Source organism: Marinilabilia sp. (assembly GCF_016278715.1).
Lineage (GTDB): Bacteria > Bacteroidota > Bacteroidia > Bacteroidales > Marinilabiliaceae > Marinilabilia.
Genome location: NZ_JADQBH010000220.1, coordinates 1 through 18,281 on the forward strand (window position 1 = coordinate 1; position 18,281 = coordinate 18,281).

General features: G+C 39.8%; 9 protein-coding genes and 1 pseudogene. 8 read left to right on the forward strand and 2 right to left on the reverse strand.

What is annotated here, in order from left to right; genetic code table 11:
* From QZZ43_RS13415 to QZZ43_RS13430, 4 genes and pseudogenes are all read left to right on the forward strand, one after another.
* The coding region (locus tag QZZ43_RS13415; RefSeq protein WP_291860289.1) for an iron ABC transporter permease at positions 1-860 on the forward strand (860 nt) is incomplete at its 5' end.
* Positions 861-877: 17 nt separating this feature from the next.
* Positions 878-1,918, forward strand: coding sequence for an ABC transporter ATP-binding protein (locus QZZ43_RS13420; protein ID WP_291860292.1), 1,041 nt, complete (start codon positions 878-880; stop codon positions 1,916-1,918).
* A 96-nt stretch (positions 1,919-2,014) separates the two neighbouring features.
* On the forward strand, positions 2,015-4,069 hold the full coding sequence (htpG, locus tag QZZ43_RS13425) for a molecular chaperone HtpG (protein WP_291860293.1): 2,055 nt from the start codon (positions 2,015-2,017) through the stop codon (positions 4,067-4,069).
* Positions 4,070-5,393: 1,324 nt separating this feature from the next.
* Positions 5,394-6,703 (forward strand): annotated as a pseudogene (locus QZZ43_RS13430) (M3 family metallopeptidase).
* Positions 6,704-7,111: 408 nt separating this feature from the next.
* Here the strand turns inward: QZZ43_RS13430 and QZZ43_RS13435 are convergent.
* Both QZZ43_RS13435 and QZZ43_RS13440 read right to left on the reverse strand, forming a co-directional pair.
* On the reverse strand, positions 7,112-8,713 hold the full coding sequence (locus QZZ43_RS13435; RefSeq protein ID WP_291860296.1) for a leucine-rich repeat protein: 1,602 nt from the start codon (positions 8,711-8,713) through the stop codon (positions 7,112-7,114).
* Between the two features lie 182 nt (positions 8,714-8,895).
* Positions 8,896-11,040, reverse strand: a complete 2,145-nt coding sequence (locus QZZ43_RS13440) for a tetratricopeptide repeat protein (protein ID WP_291860299.1) — start codon at positions 11,038-11,040, stop codon at positions 8,896-8,898.
* 314 nt (positions 11,041-11,354) lie between these two features.
* Between QZZ43_RS13440 and QZZ43_RS13445 the strand changes: the two genes are divergently transcribed.
* From QZZ43_RS13445 to QZZ43_RS13460, 4 genes are all read left to right on the forward strand, one after another.
* The gene (locus tag QZZ43_RS13445; RefSeq protein WP_291860302.1) at positions 11,355-12,311 is read left to right on the forward strand and encodes a WD40 repeat domain-containing protein; all 957 of its coding nucleotides are present in this window, start codon (positions 11,355-11,357) and stop codon (positions 12,309-12,311) included.
* Between the two features lie 33 nt (positions 12,312-12,344).
* Entirely contained in the window at positions 12,345-13,568 is a 1,224-nt protein-coding gene (locus QZZ43_RS13450) for a hypothetical protein (RefSeq protein ID WP_291860305.1), read from the forward strand.
* Positions 13,569-13,649: 81 nt separating this feature from the next.
* Complete coding sequence (locus QZZ43_RS13455) at positions 13,650-15,719, forward strand: IPT/TIG domain-containing protein (RefSeq protein WP_291860308.1); 2,070 nt, start codon at positions 13,650-13,652, stop codon at positions 15,717-15,719.
* Positions 15,697-18,279 carry an IPT/TIG domain-containing protein gene (locus QZZ43_RS13460; RefSeq protein WP_291860311.1) on the forward strand — a complete coding sequence of 861 codons (2,583 nt, stop codon included), beginning with the start codon at positions 15,697-15,699 and terminating at the stop codon, positions 18,277-18,279. Before QZZ43_RS13455 ends, QZZ43_RS13460 begins: the two co-directional genes overlap by 23 nt.
* Positions 18,280-18,281 lie beyond the last annotated feature (2 nt).

Here is an 18,281-nt window from a genome sequence, read left to right on the forward strand (position 1 = left end):
AGGCTATCACAGCAATATTAGCCGGTGCAGGTCTGGCGGTGGGAGGATTGCAAATGCAGACTTTGTTTAGAAATCCGCTGGCCGGACCTTCAATTCTGGGGATTAGCTCAGGAGCCGGACTGGGTGTTGCGCTGGTGTTATTGCTTGCCGGTAAAATAGGAGGCGTAGCTCTTAGTCATCTGGGATGGACAGGACACCTTTCTGTTGCTTTGGCTGCTTTTGCAGGAGCTACCCTGGTTTTGACATTGGTTTTGTTTCTCTCTCGTCATCTTAAAGACAATGCCATGCTGCTGATTATTGGGATAATGGTTGGTTATGCTGCGTCTGCACTTGTTGGGATATTGAAGTTTTATAGCATGAAGGAAGATGTTCATGCTTATGTAATATGGGGCTTAGGTAGTTTTTCAACTGTTTCCTGGTCTCAAATGGGTGTTTTGTTTCCCGTGGTCACTATTGCTCTTTTTGCTTCCTTTTTTCTGGTAAAACCATTGAATGTGATGCTTCTGGGGGAACAATATGCAGGTAATCTTGGCATTAATATTAAAGTTTCCCGGCTTTTGATAATTCTTTGTACCGGATTGCTTACTGCTACTATCACAGCTTTTTGTGGCCCCATTGCTTTTTTGGGCCTGGCTGTGCCGCATTTGACTAAAGGATTGTTCCGCACATCAGACCACAAAGTTCTGATACCTGCAGTGATACTGGCCGGAATAGCAGTTGCTCTTTTTTCTAATTTAATTGCCCGCCTACCCGGATTTGACGGAGCTTTGCCCATTAATGCGGTGACCAGTATGATTGGCGCCCCGGTAGTTATTTGGGTTATTCTGAAAGGTAAGAATTTACGTACCCCTGGTGTTTAACCGAAGGAGGAATAATTATGGAGGAATACAAAAACGCACTTATTAAAACCACAGACCTGGCGATAGGATACAACCATCCGCGACAGGGGAAGAAAGTTTTGCATTCCAATATTGGAGTCAGGCTTGATGCCGGGGAGTTTGCCTGTATTCTTGGCCCCAATGGTTCAGGGAAATCAACGCTGTTGCAGACATTGTGCGGGTTTCTTCCCCGACTCGATGGAGAGGTGAGAATTGCAGGGCAAGTCATCGAAAAACTTTCCAATCGGGAGATGTCGTTGTTGGCAAGCGTGGTTCTTACCGAGCGTGTGTCAGTATCCAATATGACTGTTTTTGACCTTGTTTCACTGGGGCGGACTCCCTATACCGGTTTCTTCGGTCGATTAAAGAGCAGGGATACCAACATGGTGACAGATAGCATTAAGGCGGTTGGTCTGGAAGGATTTGAGGAGCGGTTGATTACTCAAATGAGCGACGGTGAGCGTCAGAAAGCAATGATTGCCAAAGCTCTGGTACAGGAAACGCCACTGATTGTATTGGATGAACCAACTGCTTTTCTGGACTTGCCTAGCCGCATAGAGATTATGCATCTTTTAAGAAAGTTGGCCCATCAACGCAATAAGGGAATTCTTTTATCTACTCACGACCTCGATTTGGCACTTCAAATGGCTGATAAAGTATGGTTACTGGCCGAAGGCCGGCAGATGGAGACAGGAACACCGGAGGATCTGGTTTTGACCAATGAATTCAGGCGCTTTTTTGAGCGGGAAGGAATCCTTTTTGATAATAATACCGGCCAGTTTACGGTGGAAAAACAAAAAGTGAAAACCATTAGAATTATAGGAAAAGGAGTGGAATATAAATGGGTAAGTCGTGCACTTGCACGCCGTGGTTTTGCCGCTTCCGATGAACCATTCAGTGGTTTCCAGGTGGAAGTGAAATCTGATGGCAAAAGGGAATACCTGCTCACCGGACCCAACGGAAAAACCCAAAAACTTAGGACCATCGAAGACTTGTTGACACAACTGGATCATGAAGAAGCCACATTGCTGACAGAATAGACGCATGGGCTGCCTATCTGGCAGTCCTTTTCCTTTGGCATAAGCTTTGCTTTTTGAAGGCAGAAATTTCGTATAATCAAATTAAACAAAATAGCTATGCAAAAGGGAAAAATTGGTATTAGTACCGAGAACATCTTTCCGATTATTAAAAAATACCTTTATTCAGATCATGAAATATTTCTGCGCGAGTTGATATCCAATGCCGTGGATGCTACGCAGAAGTTGAATACCCTGGCACGTATCGGGGATTACAAGGGCGAAGTGGGGGATACCACCATTCGCGTATCCATTGATGAAAAGGAAAAAACCATTACCATTTCAGACCGTGGTATTGGAATGACTGCCGAAGAGATTGAAAAATTTATCAATCAGGTAGCTTTTTCCGGGGCCAATGAATTCCTAGAGAAGTATAAAAATGATGCCAATGCCATTATCGGACACTTTGGTATGGGTTTTTATTCTTCTTTTATGGTTTCCAAAAAGGTGGAAATTCATACGCTTTCTTACAAAGACGATGCGAAAGCTGTAAAGTGGGAGTGTGACGGAAGTCCCGAATATACACTGGAAGAGATTGATAAAAAGGAACGTGGAACTGATATTGTTCTCTTTATTGATGATGAAAATCAGCACTTCGTTGCCAAGGATGAAATAAATCGGCTGCTCAAAAAGTATTGTGGTTTCCTTCCTGTACCTGTTGCTTTTGGCAAACAAACAGAGTGGAAAGATGGTAAAGAGGTGGAGAAAGATAAAGAGAACATTATCAACGACACCAATCCGCTTTGGACACAATCGCCCTCTAATCTGAAAGATGAAGATTACAAAAAATTCTATCGCAATCTTTATCCCATGGCGGAGGATCCTTTGTTTAACATCCATTTGAATGTGGATTATCCTTTTAATCTGACTGGTATTCTTTATTTCCCGAAAATCAATAACAATATTGAGGTTCAACGGAATAAAATTCAGCTTTTTTGCAATCAGGTTTATGTAACGGATTCTGTGGAAGGGATTGTTCCTGAATTCCTTACTTTACTACATGGGGTTATCGATTCACCGGATATTCCGCTGAATGTTTCGCGCTCTTATTTGCAAAGTGATTCTAATGTGAAGAAGATCTCCAGCCATATCACCAAAAAAGTGGCAGACCGGCTGGATGAGATTTTCAAGACTGAACGTCCGTCTTTTGAAGCAAAATGGGACGACCTGAAAGTATTTATTGAATATGGTATGCTTACTGATGAGAAATTTCATGAGCGCGCTCAGAAATTTGCATTGCTGAAGAATACCGATGGAAAATTCTTCACCTTCGATGAATATAAGAACATCATTAAGGATAGCCAGACTGACAAAGACAAGCAACTGGTTTATCTTTATGCTACCGATGCCGAAGGCCAGTATTCATTTATTGAGGGAGCCAAAAATAAAGGTTACGATGTATTGCTGATGGATGGACAGCTGGACACCCATTTCATTAATCATCTGGAACAGAAATTTGAAGGTGCCCGCTTTGTCCGTGTGGACAGCGATGTTCCCGAGAAATTGATTCCTCAGGAAGCTGAGTCTGAGTTGAAGCTTTCGGATGCCGAAAAAGACAACCTGACGACCATTTTTAGCTCACAAATACCAAATCTGGATAAAGCCAATTTCGTAGTTTCTTTTGAAGCTTTGGCGGCAACTGACAAGCCGGTAATGGTTACACAACAGGAATTTATGCGGAGAATGAAAGAAATGAGCCAGGCCGGTGGTGGTCCAATGTCCTTCTACGGTGAGATGCCTGACAGCTACAATCTTGTGGTGAATGGCAACCACGATCTCATTCAGCGAATTGTGAAAGATTGCGATGAAGCTGTTGGAGATAGCGTAACTTCCGTTCGCAAGAAAATTGAAAGTCTTGAGTCGCGTAAAGCTGAATTGGAAAAAGGCAAAGGCGAAAAGAAGGAGGAAGAAATTCCGCAGGCTGAAAAAGAAGAACTGGAAGATGTGGAGAAGAAGATTACTGAACTGCGCGGCAAGAAGGATGAATCGCTCAAAAAATTTGCGTCCAATAATAAACTTGTTTCTCAGCTCATCGATCTGGCATTGTTGTCGAACAATATGCTGAAAGGGGAAGCCCTCAATCGCTTTGTGAAGCGCAGCATTGACTTGATTTAATAGAAATTCATCTCAATATGAAAAGGTTGTCTGCTTTGTGTGGGCAACCTTTTTTTTTATCTGGGTGTCCGACAAGTCATAGGTTTCGGTTTTTTTTTTATTCTGAACGCAGTGAAGAATTCCATTGTCAATAATCTACAAGACTATGACCCGCGCAATGCAAAGGCTGTAGTGACTTTTTAGAAAGCCTCTTTAATAATGTTTTTCTTCGACGAGCAAATGTCATAAACAGCATATTGGTGTTTTGGCGCCTAAATTCATATTTTTTCTCAGGATGGATTCTATGAAAACCCGACTATTGCTTAAGGCTCCTTTGGGAATTAATGGGGCAACCTGGTGCTGATCAGGAGGCTCTTCTTTTACCTGCTCTTTGTCATTGTTGATTTTTTCCGGAATTACTATTTTTAAACTGTAAATATATGGGCTTAAGTTAATAGTCTCGTGTGTATTTTAAGAGATTGATACTTTCAAACTATAACCAAGATTCGTTGTAAGGCACCGAAAAAAATAGTTACCTATGAGAAAATTATTATTACTTCCCGTTGCGGCTTTATTATTAACCGCATGTGAAACGGGCCCAAAAGAAAAGGAAAACCCTTTTTTTACTGAATACGAAACGCCTCATAAGGCACCCCCTTTCAACCAAATTGAGGAATCGCATTTTCTGCCTGCTTTTAAGGAAGGAATAAAGAAAGCTCAGGAAGAGGTGGAAATGATAGCTTCAAATACTGACGCTCCAACTTTTGAAAACACGGTTCTTGCGCTTGACCAATCTGGAAAGTTACTTACAAAAGTCAGCAGCGTTTTTTATCCCCTACGGTCAGCCGTCAGTAATGACAGTATTCAGGCTATTGCCCGCGAGGTTTCTCCCATGATGAGTCAGCATCGCGATGCAATAATGATGAATATGGACTTGTTTGGCCGGGTAAAAGAGGTCTATGAAAACATGGAATCTGCCGGGTTGAATGATTCTCAAAAGCGCGTTGTAACCAAATATTATCAGGATTTTGTACGCAATGGTGCCAATTTGAATGCCGAAGACCAGGAACGACTGAAAGAGATTAATACCAGCCTTTCTTCTTTTTCGCTTGAGTTTGGTGAAAATCTGCTTGCCGAAACCAATGAGAATTTTGAATTGGTGATAGAAGATGAAACCGACCTGGCAGGATTACCCGACGGCGTTAAAGCTGCTGCTGCCGATGCTGCCAAGGCTGCCGGTTATGAAGGAAAATGGCTGTTTAATCCGCAAAAGCCAAGCTGGATTCCATTCCTGACCTATGGTGAAAATCGTGAGTTGCGCGAAGAGTTGTATCGTGGCTATTTTATGCGTGGCGATCGCAATGATGAGTTTGACAATAAAGAGAATATAAAAGAAATTGTCTCGCTTCGTGCCGAAAAAGCAGAGTTACTTGGTTTTGAAAACCATGCCGATTATGTGATTGATGTAAATATGGCCAAGGAACCAAAAGCGGTATATGATTTTGTTTTGCAACTGTGGAAACCTGCATTGGAGAAATCAAAGCAGGAACTTGCAGAGATGCAGGCCATTGTTGATGTCGAGGGTGGCGATTTCGACATTGCTCCCTGGGACTGGTGGTTCTATTCAGAGAAACTCAGAAAACAAAAATACGATTTGGACGAGTCCGAACTTCAGCCCTATTTTAAGTTGGAGAATGTGCGGGATGGGATGTTCTGGGTAGCCAATCAGTTGTATGATATTACTTTTGAGTTACGTACTGATGTTCCTGTTTATCATGAAGATGTGGAAGTGTTTGAGGTGAAAGAAGATGATGGTTCCCATATCGGATTGCTCTATTTGGATTATTTTCCCCGTAAAAGTAAACGGGTAGGTGCCTGGTGTACCGGATTTCGCGATGCAGGATATGATCATGAAGCCAATGAAGTGGTTGATCCATTGGTTTCGATTGTTTGTATTTCACCAAGCCAACAGGTGATACTCCTTCCTTGTTAACCTGGGACGAGGTAAATACTTTGTTTCACGAGTTTGGTCATGGTCTGCACGGACTTTTTACTGAAGGAAAATACAATCGTACCGCAGGCAATGTGCCACGTGATTTCGTGGAATTACCATCTCAGATAATGGAAAATTGGTGCGGCGAGCCTGAAGTGTTACGTCAATATGCCAAACATTATGAAACCGGAGAGGTTTTACCTGAAGCCCTTATTGAAAAGATCCAGAACAGCAGCCTTTTTAACCAGGGATTTGCCAACGTGGAATATCTGGCGGCTTCGTTATTGGATATGGATTGGCACACACTAACTGCTGAAGATCAGGTTGACGATGTGAATGCTTTTGAGGAGGCCTCCATGAACGAGATTGGCCTGATTCCTGAAATCCTGCCTCGTTACCGATCAACTTATTTTGGGCACATTTTCAGTGGTGGGTATTCTGCCGGATATTATGTGTATAAATGGGCCGAAGTGCTGGATGCTGATGCTTTCAATGCTTTTAAAGAGTCAGGTGACTTATTTAATAAAGAACTGGCTGTCAAATTCCGCCAGCACTGCCTGCAGGAAGTCGGAGAGGGCGAAGGAATGGTGCAATACAAAAAATTCCGTGGACAGGAACCTTCTATCAAACCGCTGTTGAAGAACCTGGGGTTTGAAGAGTGATTTCTTAAATGCTTAGGGATTGTGCCGAAATAGAATGCCGCTTTTAACTTGTTCTTTTGCCCTTTGACTTCCTTGAAAATCCATTTAATAGCTCGCTATTTGCAGTATTTTCAAGTCGGCAAAGAACAAAATAACCTGGTTAAATCTGTCAATTTATTTCATTATAAACCCTTAAAAACAAAAAAAAGGATTGTTCCAATCGTGGGACAATCCTTTTTTCGTAACACTAGTGTCCGGAGAAACATGTTTTTTGAAAGGAGATTGCTTCGCCTTGCTCGCAATGACGCTGGCTTATAGGTTTTAAGCTGGGTTGGTAAGGGTTAATATCCTTTAAGTCCCGTCATCGAACGTAGTGAAGCAATCTCAATTTTTTAACCGGACACCAATCTTTTCGTAAATCAAAAAAAATCACTTCTTCACAATTCTAAAGGATGAATTTGTGCTTTCCGTTTTTACAATCATCAGATAATATCCACATTTTAAGCCCGATAACTCTAACTTATTGCCAGGGTCTAATCCTCTTTTTAGTAGTTGCAAAGTACCTGTAAGGTCATAGATTTCTATTTGCTCAATTGGTTCAGTTCCGGCATCAATAAACAGTTCATTAACTACGGGATTTGGGTAGACTTTGATATCTTCCTGACTCGCTGCATGCTCCCCAATTGTAGTGAACGTTCCCGCTTGAGTGATGGTGACTTCTCTGTCAGGTCCACCTGCAACACTAATTGTTATCGTTGCTGTGCGGGGTTCATTAGACGGGTTTGCCTGCATATCAAAGAAAATATTTTCGTCTCCCAGATAGCTTGTCTGGTCTAGTTGAATCCAATCTGCATCAGTCGAAATAAAACCGTACGATGTGGAGGTAATAGCGAAATGATCAGTAATGGCATTTGGGGAGGAATAATTGAATTGATCCGAATCCAGATTAATGCCCGGCGACATCTCTACAATATTAGTGAAAAGTCTCCACCTTGGAGCCTGTTGATAGGCATTTAAGGATCCGCGTGGGACATAAAGCGTGGCCTTATTGGTGACTGGATAAGTGAATACTTCAGAACCTATTGGTAAAGGGGTTGTTGGATAGGCATAAATTTTGGTTATTGTAGTGGATCCCTTAAATGCCATGTCTCCAATCGTTGTTACAGTTGATGGAATATTGATGGTCTCAAACATAGTACACCGTGAAAATGAATAAGTATTAATGGTTCCTGTGCCATCAGGTATTACGAGCTTATTTAATTTAGAGCAACCATAAAAAGCTGAGCTACCTATGTTGGTGAGCGTTGAAGGGACATTAAAGCGTTCCAAATTTGTACAATACCTGAAAGCGGCTGAATAGATGTTTGTTAATCCTTCGTTGGCAATAATATTGGCAATATTAGAACTTTCAAAAGCATAAGCGCCTATGGTCGTACAGGTTTCGGGTAATCTTAATTCTCTTATTTCGATATTATTCTGGAAAGTGTTCTCGGGAATAGTGTTGGCATATCCAGGAAATGCGGTTGTTTCAACTATTTTTACCTTGAGTAGATCCATTTGTATTACCTTGAACATCTTTTGTTTAATGAATTGAAAATCACGGTAATCCATTTCTCCTTTGAGAACTAAAGATTCGCGGGCGCTTTGCTCCTGAGCATGAATAATATTCTCTAATTCTCCACCGGAACAGGTTATAATATCGCCTTGAATGACATTAATGGTTACCGGGTAGGCACCTGTCCCCGCAATTGTAAATGAACCCACTCTTCGGTTATTATCTGGATTTTCAGCTACGGTCAGGCCAATGGTTAAATATCCGTTTCCCGTTGTTCGGCTAAATGTCAGCCAGTCTGCATCGGTGGTGATAGTCCAAGGGGTATCCGATAATATTTTTAAGGAGCCATTCTGACTTCTTGGTCCGTAAAAAATAAAGATTCCGGGATCCGCAGCAATTGATGCTGCCATTGTTTGCGTGAAATTCAATCCGCTTATGCAGATAATTAAGGCCAAAATGAGTAAAGTTCTTTTCATATCTTCATAAAGTTTTGTAAAGGGTTTAATGGTTTCGGGTAATGCCCGAAAACCGAATTTTGGGCAAAACTAAAATGTAAATCCTTATGAATGAAGAAAATGTTGCGAATGGGAAAGTTATGTTGCAGATGGGAAAGTTTGACCTGTGGCGATTGGTCATTTTCGCCTTTCCGTGATTAACTTTAATAATGCTGCTGCATCAGTACGTCTTCCAGCTGTTTAATGATTTGCATGTCGAGAGAGCGCGATATGGGAATTTTTTTGTTGGAAACGGATAACGTTAAATATTGCTGTTTTGAATTTCCTGTGATGGTATCAATATAGTTGGTATTGATAATAAAGGAACGATGGCATCGAACAAACTCGGGGTGATTTTCGAGTTTATTTTCAATGGCTTTCATCGTGCTTCGTATTAACAATTTTGATTCTGAGTTATTTATGTGGTGAACAAACTCCTGGTAAATGTTTTCCGAAGAGATGTACATCACATTTTTCAGATTAATTTCTGTATTATCTATGCTCACAGTTTTGGCATTTTTTTCAAAAGAAATGTCTTCTTCTTTATTTTTGTTTTGTTGTAGTTTTTTTTCTGCAAGCATTAGGTTAAAGTTATCCATCATCCGGTTTTTAACCATGTTGAAACTGTTCCGGTATTTGACTAATAACTCTAAAGTGTTAAGGATGAATTGTCCGGAAATCAAGGTCAAAGATACCATTATTATGTCGTCAGGGATGGGTGCAATAAAATGAAGCATTAAAGCTGTTTCGGTTAATAAAGCATTGTTGATGATTATTAAAACCAGTCTCCAAATTAAAACTTTGGAAAAAGAAATTTCTTTGTCTTTAGAAATGTAACGATTGTAGGGCCAATGACTAATGAAGTAAACCATAAACGAGATTAAGGCCCACGTTACAAGTTTAATCGGGGAGGACTGGAAGTTTAGAATGAATGTCGATGAAAGCGATATTAAGACTGCAAATAAGGAGGCGGTAAATAGCATAAATGGTGTCCCGAGTGGCTCAATGGGGATCGAGAAATGGTAAAAATTTGCATCCTTCGAAGATCTTTTTTCATTTTCCAGCCCATTCTGACAAAAATGAAACAACATCTTTCCCTGGAAAAACCAGAATACGAAGAATAACATTGCAGTGACAATGGCAAAAAAGCTTAGAATCACGATTTTCTTGACCATTGTTTTTCTCTCTGCTATTAATTGTGCAAATTCTCCCGATTTGCTGTTTAGTTCTTCATCGGACATTACCCTGGTAAGCACCTGGTCTAATCCTAAAAGTTTTAAACTGTCTTTTAGTTGAGCATATTCTTGATAGTATTGGTATGCCTTGTGAAAATTCCCCTGGCGTTCATGCAGATCGGCCAGTCCTTTCAGAGTTTCCAACTCAGAACTGCTCCATTCATTTCGGCGAACCACTTCGAGTGATTTTTGATAATAATACTCAGCTTCCTGATATCTTTTTTCATCAACACAAACTTCGGCCAAAGGCCTGAAATTGTTGTCCAGGGCCTCGTTTTGTTGGCACGAATCAATATAACTCACAGACTTGGTGAAATAGAATTGCGTTGAATCTTTAACGCCAAGCTTACTATAGGCTGTTGTCAATTTTATCAGGATGCGGTTCTTGTCGCAATTATCACCTTCTTTTTGTATTAGCGCATAGCATTTTTGATATTGTGCAAGAGCCGATTCATAATCTCCAATGGATTGATATGCACTTCCAAAATATTCCAGAAAACCCCTGTAGAGATACGATGACTTGAGTTGCGGGCTGTTTTTTATCGTTTTGAAAATAGCTATGGTCTCCTGGGGATTCCCGGTTTTGAGATATAAGTATCCAATTTGATAAGAAACCTGGAGTATTGCACCGCTGTGTCCAAGCTCCTCAAACATAGCCTTGGCTTTTGCTAAATCTGTTATGGCCTCCTGGTCTTTATTGAGTTCTACTTTTAAAAAACCACTATGAAAATAGCAGGTGGCAACTCCTAAGGCCATATTATGGTCTTTGGCCACCAGGCGTGCGGAATCGATGTATGCAAACGCCAGGTTATCATTTTTGCTTTCCGGAAAGCCATTAAAATACATCGAATATTTCAGGTAAGCTCTCCATAAATACCCGTAGTCATTGATTTCCTTAGAATGATTAATGGCCTGGGAAGCATACCGGTGAAGGGAATCCTTATTGATATAAATGTAGTGGTGAGCGAGTTGAATTTCCAGTGGGATTTGTTCTGCAATAGCAATAGTTTTACTCAATTCATGCCTTAAACTGTCAAATACAGCTCGCTCTCCACTGCTTGGAAAGGCAATCATTAAAAGTAAATAGATTAAAATCGCTTGAAGTGAATAAACTCTTTTCACAAGGCTTGAGTTAGGTTTAGTATAACTCGTTTTCTAATGTAAATGTAGTTTTTTCTTTTTAAAAATCATTTCTTGGGTTTCTTGTAGCCGGAATAAACATACCTTAAAAAAAAGGATTTAGACCGGACCAACCAATTATTTCAGAAGAAAATGAAGAGTTCAGGATGGAATAATCTACTTCTGAAATCCAAAGTTTTGTAAAAGATAAAAAAATATATATGTTTGTTAACGTTTAATTTTTTTGGTGTTAACTCCTGACTCTTGCTATGTTTGTTACAAGGTTGTCTATTCTCTTTTCGCTTTTTCTTTTTTCGACTATAAGCCTTTACAGTCAGGAAATTAAACGTTCCCTGATTTCACCTCCTGTTAATAATGTTTTTGATTTTTATTTGTCCTCTTCCGCAAAGGTTTATTTTGGAAATCCGGAGAATCTTTGGATTTTCGATTTGAATGGGGATTCACTGCAGCATCACTCAAGGTTAGATTTATCATCTGATATTACCGCTATTATTGCATCAGAAGAGAGAAATGAGGTGTTTCTGGGCACCAAGGATGGGTGTATTGCGCAGATTGATATCAATAATAAGATGATGACTCATTTTATTTGTCATCAAGGTGACCAAATCACTTCGTTGGCATTTAATTCCGAAAAGAATTTTCTTATCGCAGGTGGAACCAGAGGAGTGGTTTATAAGCACCGGGTTGCGGATATTGAAAGTTTTGAAGTGCTTTATTCCTGTTCCGACCAGGTAACTGATATAGAACTTTCATCCGCAGGTGATTATCTTTCTGTTTGTGATGGAACCGGATTAGTTTCATTGTTTGACGCATCTGATTTGTCTTTAATTAGTTCCACAAGAGTTTCTGACGGTTTGCTTCGTGACCTGGCTTTTGTGCTGGGGACAGAACGTTTTGTGACGGTTGATGAAAAGGGCATTTTTAGTAAGTGGCGAATTTCCCAATCAAAGTATCTGATTAATGTTAGTGAGTCGCGTGAATCATATAGCGGTCTGTTGTGTGTGGATGTTAATTCGGAGGGAACGTCTTTTTGTTTTGGCGGTAAAAACCATCAGTTTTATGTGCAAACCCCTTTTGGTAGTTATAAAAATCGTCTTCAGGGGCCTGTTTTAAAGAGTTCTTTTTTTGAAAAAGATGGATATCTCTTTTTTGTTCATTGTTTGTATGGAAAAGGGATTGTTTTAACAAGTTTGGCAGGAATGTAGATGTTCATTAATTATCAAGCTTAATCCTATAGCATGAAGTATCTTTTTTCTATTTTATTTCTCTTAACTATTCTAAGTAACAGTTTCGGTCAGACCAATTTTCGTCCGGGATACATTATTACCAATGACCAGGATACCATTATTGGAAAAATCGATTATCGGGGTGATGCCCGGAATATGAAAATCTGTAGTTTTATTCAGGAGGGTAGGACGGAACCAACAGATTACGAGCCGGGCAGGATTCATGGCTATCGATTTTCTGATGATGGGAAATTTTATGTTTCCAAATACTTGAATTTGGAAGATGTTCAGGATACGGTCTTTGTTGAATACCTTCTGAAAGGAATTACCGATTTGTATTTTTACCGTAAGCCGCTTTATTCCACCTATCTTCTCGAAAAAGAGGATGGAGAGATGCTTGAACTTCGAAATGACCAGGTGGAAGTTAAGAGAGACGGGCAGGTTTTTATAGTTGAAAATAACCGGTATCTCGGAATGTTGAATTATGCCTTTGCAGATTGTCCCAATCTGTATAATGATATTACTGACACAAAGTTATCGCATGAATCATTAATAAAAATTACAAAGAAATATCACAATTATGTGTGTGATGACGAACTGTGTGTGATTTATGAAAAAGATATTCCAGTTCTTAGGGTTGAAATAATGCCAACAATCGGATATTCCGTTTCAATACTGAATATTAAAACGTTAGAGCTCTCAAAAATTAATATGGATCCCGGTTATTCCTCATTTGTCGGATTGTGGGTAAACTGGAAATTACCTCAGATTAACGAAAAGTGGTCTGTATTGACAGGAGTCACCATCAGAGAAGACTATTATTTTGGGCACTATGAACGCCATCCTTATGACTATTCCGATGCATACTACGATTTTCATCTCTTTTCTACCAATATATCCACAAGCTTTGCTTTTAAATACACTTTTCCCCGTGGAAAGGTTGTTCCAATCTTTTTTGCCGGTGGCACAGCTACATTTGAAATAGAACAGAATTTTACAGAAAACCAGGAGAAACGGATTGGAAACCGGGTAAGTGTGAGAAATATTGATTTGGGAGAATTTTACGAAATGGGGCTTCAGCCAGGATTTATTTTAGGTGCCGGAGTTGAATTTCCTTTTTTGAAGGATTATCGTTTGTTTTCCAATTTATCTGTTAGCAACGTGTGGAACGGCTATATGGATGAGTTTAAGTTTCGTCGAACCTGGGGCGCTTTCTCTGTGGGATGTATATTTTAATCTTCTCAATTAAGCTTAAAGTGAGGTGTAATCCATTGTATTTGTGCCAGTTTCATTCACTCTAAAAGCGATTTGTAACTTATGAAAAACAGTAAAGTTTTAAAAGCTCTTTTTCGTTCTCTTTTTGTGATTATGATTTTTGGGGGATGTCACAAGGAAAAAATTGAAGCCAGATTTTACCCGCGTGTTAGAACGCATAATGTTTCCAATATTACTTCTGATGGAGCAACCTTTTGGGGTGAAATCATTGCCGCGGGAAATTCTCCAGCGTTGGAATATGGGTTTGCATGGAGTACACACGATACTCCATCGCCGAAAATATCCGAGCACATTATTGTGGAAGAGGTGCTTTCATCGGGTAAGTTTAGCTGTCGGATAGATTTTAGCCTGATTCGGAGTGAAAAATATTATGTCAGGAGTTTTGTAAAAACGGATGAACTTACGGTTTTTGGTAATGCTGTTTCATTTGTTAGCGATGGCTCAGGGCACCCAAATATTCATGAAGTTTTGCCGCCCACCGGTTTTTGGGGCGACACGATTTCTTTTGTAGGAGAAGGGTTCAGCAGTATTGAGAATAGTATATTTTTTGGGGAGTTAAAAGCCGAAGTGATCATGAATTCCGATTCGTTGATTAAAGCTATTGTTCCTTCTTCACCAAATGAGGAATCCGTGGATATTACACATCAGGTGGATGTCAATTCCGCTGTTTGGCCCGGGTATTTTCAATACCGGGTACCTGAACTTAGAGATTTCGCTCCACGAGAAGCATTGTTTGGAGATACGGTGACAATCAGGGGGAATAACTTTCATCCAAATTCCGGGTTTACCAAAGCTTTTTTTAATGATATTGAGTCTGATATTATTTTTCTGAGTGATTCTGTGGTAAAAACTATAGTCCCTGAAAATTTAAAATCGTCAGCCAATACATTAACCATCCTTTCAGACTCTTTCAGGGTGAAATCCGCTGAACATTTTTATCTCATTCCACTGCAGTTTAGCGGGTTTTCGCCTGATACTTTTACAGTATTCGAGGACGATTTGCTTCTGACTATTTATGGAACGGGATTCAGCAGTCTGTCAGATAAAAATACTGTTTTATTCGAGGAACATGAATTGGAAGTTGACCAGGCATGGCCGGATAGTTTGCATGTAATTATTCCGCTGGACATTTTTCCAAATCCTGATTATGCCTTTGATTTAAAGGGGGGGGTAAAGGTGAAAGTTGCCGATCAGTCTATGGTGCTCCAGGATTCTGTCCACTTTATCAATGAAGGTATTTTTTCCTGGAACAGGCGTAAAGAATTCCCCGGAGAGGGACGGGTGGATGCTCTTTCTTTTTCTTTTAATGGCAAAGGATATGTGGGAACCGGACTGAATTATGAGGATGCGGCAAATGAAAAATATTTCTCCGATTTCTGGGAGTATGATCCGGTTTCCGATAATTGGTCGCGTATAGATGATTTGCCGGGTGACCCACGAGCCGGAGCTGCCATGATGAAAATAAACAACACCGTTTATGTGGGGTTGGGAAGTAGCAATTACAATGATGAAAGTAGTTACATGAACGACTGGTATCGATTTAACGAAGATGGTTCATGGACACAGTTAAATGATTTTCCCGGTGCAGGAAGACATGGTTCTTTTTCTATGATGAACTACCTGGGGGGTGGTAAAGTTGCGCCTAATGACCAGGGACAAAGAGATTACCGCGACCTTTGGACCTATAATCCGGCAGCTGATTTATGGACTTCTCAGGCTGAAATACCCTATTCAATTGTTGAAGATGACGGGTTGGTGCTAAATAATACTGGATATATTTTTTCCGAGAATAAGATATTTGAATTTGAGAATGGCCGATGGGATTATTATTCTGTTTCCGGAGTTTCTCAGGGGTATTCAGGGTTTACTTTAAGAGATAGAATCTGTAGGGCGTTTTCTCTTGGAGAAGGGAATAATTTATCCGGTTCTCAAATTATTCTGGCAGCAGATATGAGCATTCTGGAAGCTTCAGAAATCCATTTTCCATGGTCTGCAAGAACCCACGTTACTATATTTACCATTGGTGATTCTGCCTATTTTGTCGGGGGTACCACTTATGATAATAGCACAGTCTTTTTAACCGATTTTTATGAATTGTCTATTGATAAATAACAGGCTTTCCGGAGTGGTTCTCTTACTGTTGATTGTTTTAATTTCCTTTTATTCCTGTAAAAAAACAGAAGAGGAGAGTTTTGAGTACATGGTGTTAGAGACTGATGAGCCTGTTCTAAACGGTGGAAAATCGCACTCTTCAGTGGAATTGTCAGCCCGTATCCTCTTTAAAAACAATAATGAAATTTCTGAACAGGGATTTGTTTACAGTGTTGGGCCAAACCCCTTGTTAGATGAAAGTAATGTGGTTAAGGCGGAGTCATCCAATTCTTCATCCTTTTCGGTACAAATCAAAGATGCGTTGATACCTGACACAACCTATTACGTAAGATCATTTTTACGTACCGGAAATTATTTGGTGTATGGCAATGAGGTGTCTTTTAACTATGTTAAGGCTGATCCACCGGAGTTGAATTCTTTGAGTTTCTCACAGGGAACCTGGGGAGATACAATTGTTGTTGAGGGAAGCGGATTTGCCCGGACAACGGATTATAATGCTGTAAAATTCGGAAGTGTGCATGCCAATGCAATTAAAAGCACTGGTGATTCTCTGTGGGTGGTTGTTCCTGATACTTTGAATGTTTTCTCCAGTCAGGTTACAGTTGCTGTTTTTGGGCAGCCATCTGAAGGTTCTCTTTCTTTTACGCTGAAAGCCCCGGAGATACAATCCATTAGCAGAAAACAAGGAGCCTTTCCGGATACGATAACCGTAAAAGGGTCATATTTCTCCTTTTTGCATACGAGGATAAAATTGGCTGATAAAGATATTGATCCGATAGAGGTTACTTCTGATGAACTTAAATGGATTGTCCCGTTCAGCAGAGAGGAAAAAGCTGAAAAACTTTCAATCAATCAATTCGGAGAGGAGTTCCTGGTCGAAAAAGAGTTCAAATCGCCAGCTCAAAAGCTGGACAGCATTTCTACAGATGAAGTATGGCTGTACGATACTGTAACCGTTTATGCCTCAAATATTGATTTTTCGCGAATTGATAATTTTAAAGTGCTGGTGGAAGGTATTGATGTGCCTGTTGTAAACTTAGAAAATGGGCAATTTAGTTTTTATATTTTTGGGTATGATAATTACGGTAAAGAGACTTTCGATGTCGAGATTGTTTATTATGATGGCCCAACCCGATACAGCCGGGGAGAACCCCATTCTATGCTCTCCTTTCAATTGCGACATAAGCCTTTTAAATTTGAGGTAGTATCAGAAGGACCTTATGGTTACAGAGGTCGCTTTGAAGGTAAAGTAACCGGTTTTTCAGGATACCAATATTATTATCGGGATATATCTGACGGGAAACAGGGCGAGCCTGACAGTGGCAATTTGAACTGGACTGCATCAAGAATTCCTCGGAAATCAACCATTGAGAGAGGTTTTTATATTGTTTTTCCAGAGGATATGACTCCTGGAACGTATGAGATTTGGCTGTATTCTTATGGCAGAGTTTCTAAAAGAGAAGAGATTACTATTGTTCCCCCCGAAATAACGTATGTCGAATCTCCTACTCATGCACGAGCAGATGCAAGTTTTGAGGTTAAAGGAAACTATCTCCCTCCGGGCAGAAGTAATCTTTCATTTCCCAATAGTTCCTATTATCTTAAACATATTGAGAGCGGAAGGACTTTTGATGCAACCAATTACGAAAGAGATTCTTACAATGTAAGTGAGGTGATTGGCAGTGGCACCTATAAATTTGGAGTTTATATCGATGATTTACCGTATGAATATGACAAATCTTTGGAGATAAATGACGTGTTTACTTTTGAAATTAACTTTGATAAAAGTAAAAAGAGTTATTATGCCTGGTCGGGTGAATGTTTTGGATTTACACTAAATGACCAAATATATTCAGGTTTTGGATCTGGAGAACCATTAGCCATTGATTTGAATACCGGGGTTACCACAAATGTTTCACCCATGGGGGCAGAAGAAGAACTTAAATTATTTAGTGATTATCCCTATCAATCTTTTAATGGGAAAATCTATTCTATACTCGCCGATAAGGTTTACAGTTTTAATTCAGCGAACGAAACCTGGGAAAAGGAACCATTTGAATTTGGGACGGATACTATTTATACGTTGTGTCGTGTTGATAATCAATTGTTTGCTTTTGCCGCCAGTGGAAATGTTTACGCCAAAGGCGATTCTTGGAGTGTTTTAGGGAATTATAACGTAATTAGAGATAGAAATTTCAGATATGGCTTACACAATGATGGGAAGATTTATTTTGTAAATAGGGCTGGCATTCATATTCTTTCATTAGATACCTGGACTATTATTGAGGAGTATTCTGTTCAGTGGCAACGGGATCTTAGTTATTATTGGACAGGATTTCATTGTTTTTTTGTCGATAATGAAATCTATTTATATTATAAAAATACTGGCAGTACAGGTGCAAATACTTTAATCCGGAAATTCTCAATTGTTACAAATCAATGGGTTGACATTGACCCTGGTTATCTTCCCGGAGACAGCTGGAGATACTTGTTTGTGAATGATGAATATGATAATATTTTTATGTTGAATGATGGTTTTGTTTATTCCCTGAATCCGTAATT

What these genes read in the sequence shown, in the direction of transcription:
- QZZ43_RS13455 (WP_291860308.1), top strand. Translation starts at nt 13,650, where the DNA reads ATGAAAAACAGTAAAGTTTTAAAAGCTCTTTTTCGTTCTCTTTTTGTG.
- QZZ43_RS13445 (WP_291860302.1), top strand. Translation starts at nt 11,355, where the DNA reads ATGTTTGTTACAAGGTTGTCTATTCTCTTTTCGCTTTTTCTTTTTTCG.
- QZZ43_RS13450 (WP_291860305.1), top strand. Translation starts at nt 12,345, where the DNA reads ATGAAGTATCTTTTTTCTATTTTATTTCTCTTAACTATTCTAAGTAAC.
- QZZ43_RS13460 (WP_291860311.1), top strand. Translation starts at nt 15,697, where the DNA reads ATGAATTGTCTATTGATAAATAACAGGCTTTCCGGAGTGGTTCTCTTA.
- htpG (WP_291860293.1), top strand. Translation starts at nt 2,015, where the DNA reads ATGCAAAAGGGAAAAATTGGTATTAGTACCGAGAACATCTTTCCGATT.
- QZZ43_RS13420 (WP_291860292.1), top strand. Translation starts at nt 878, where the DNA reads ATGGAGGAATACAAAAACGCACTTATTAAAACCACAGACCTGGCGATA.
- QZZ43_RS13440 (WP_291860299.1), bottom strand. Translation starts at nt 11,040, where the DNA reads ATGATTGCCTTTCCAAGCAGTGGAGAGCGAGCTGTATTTGACAGTTTA.
- QZZ43_RS13435 (WP_291860296.1), bottom strand. Translation starts at nt 8,713, where the DNA reads ATGAAAAGAACTTTACTCATTTTGGCCTTAATTATCTGCATAAGCGGA.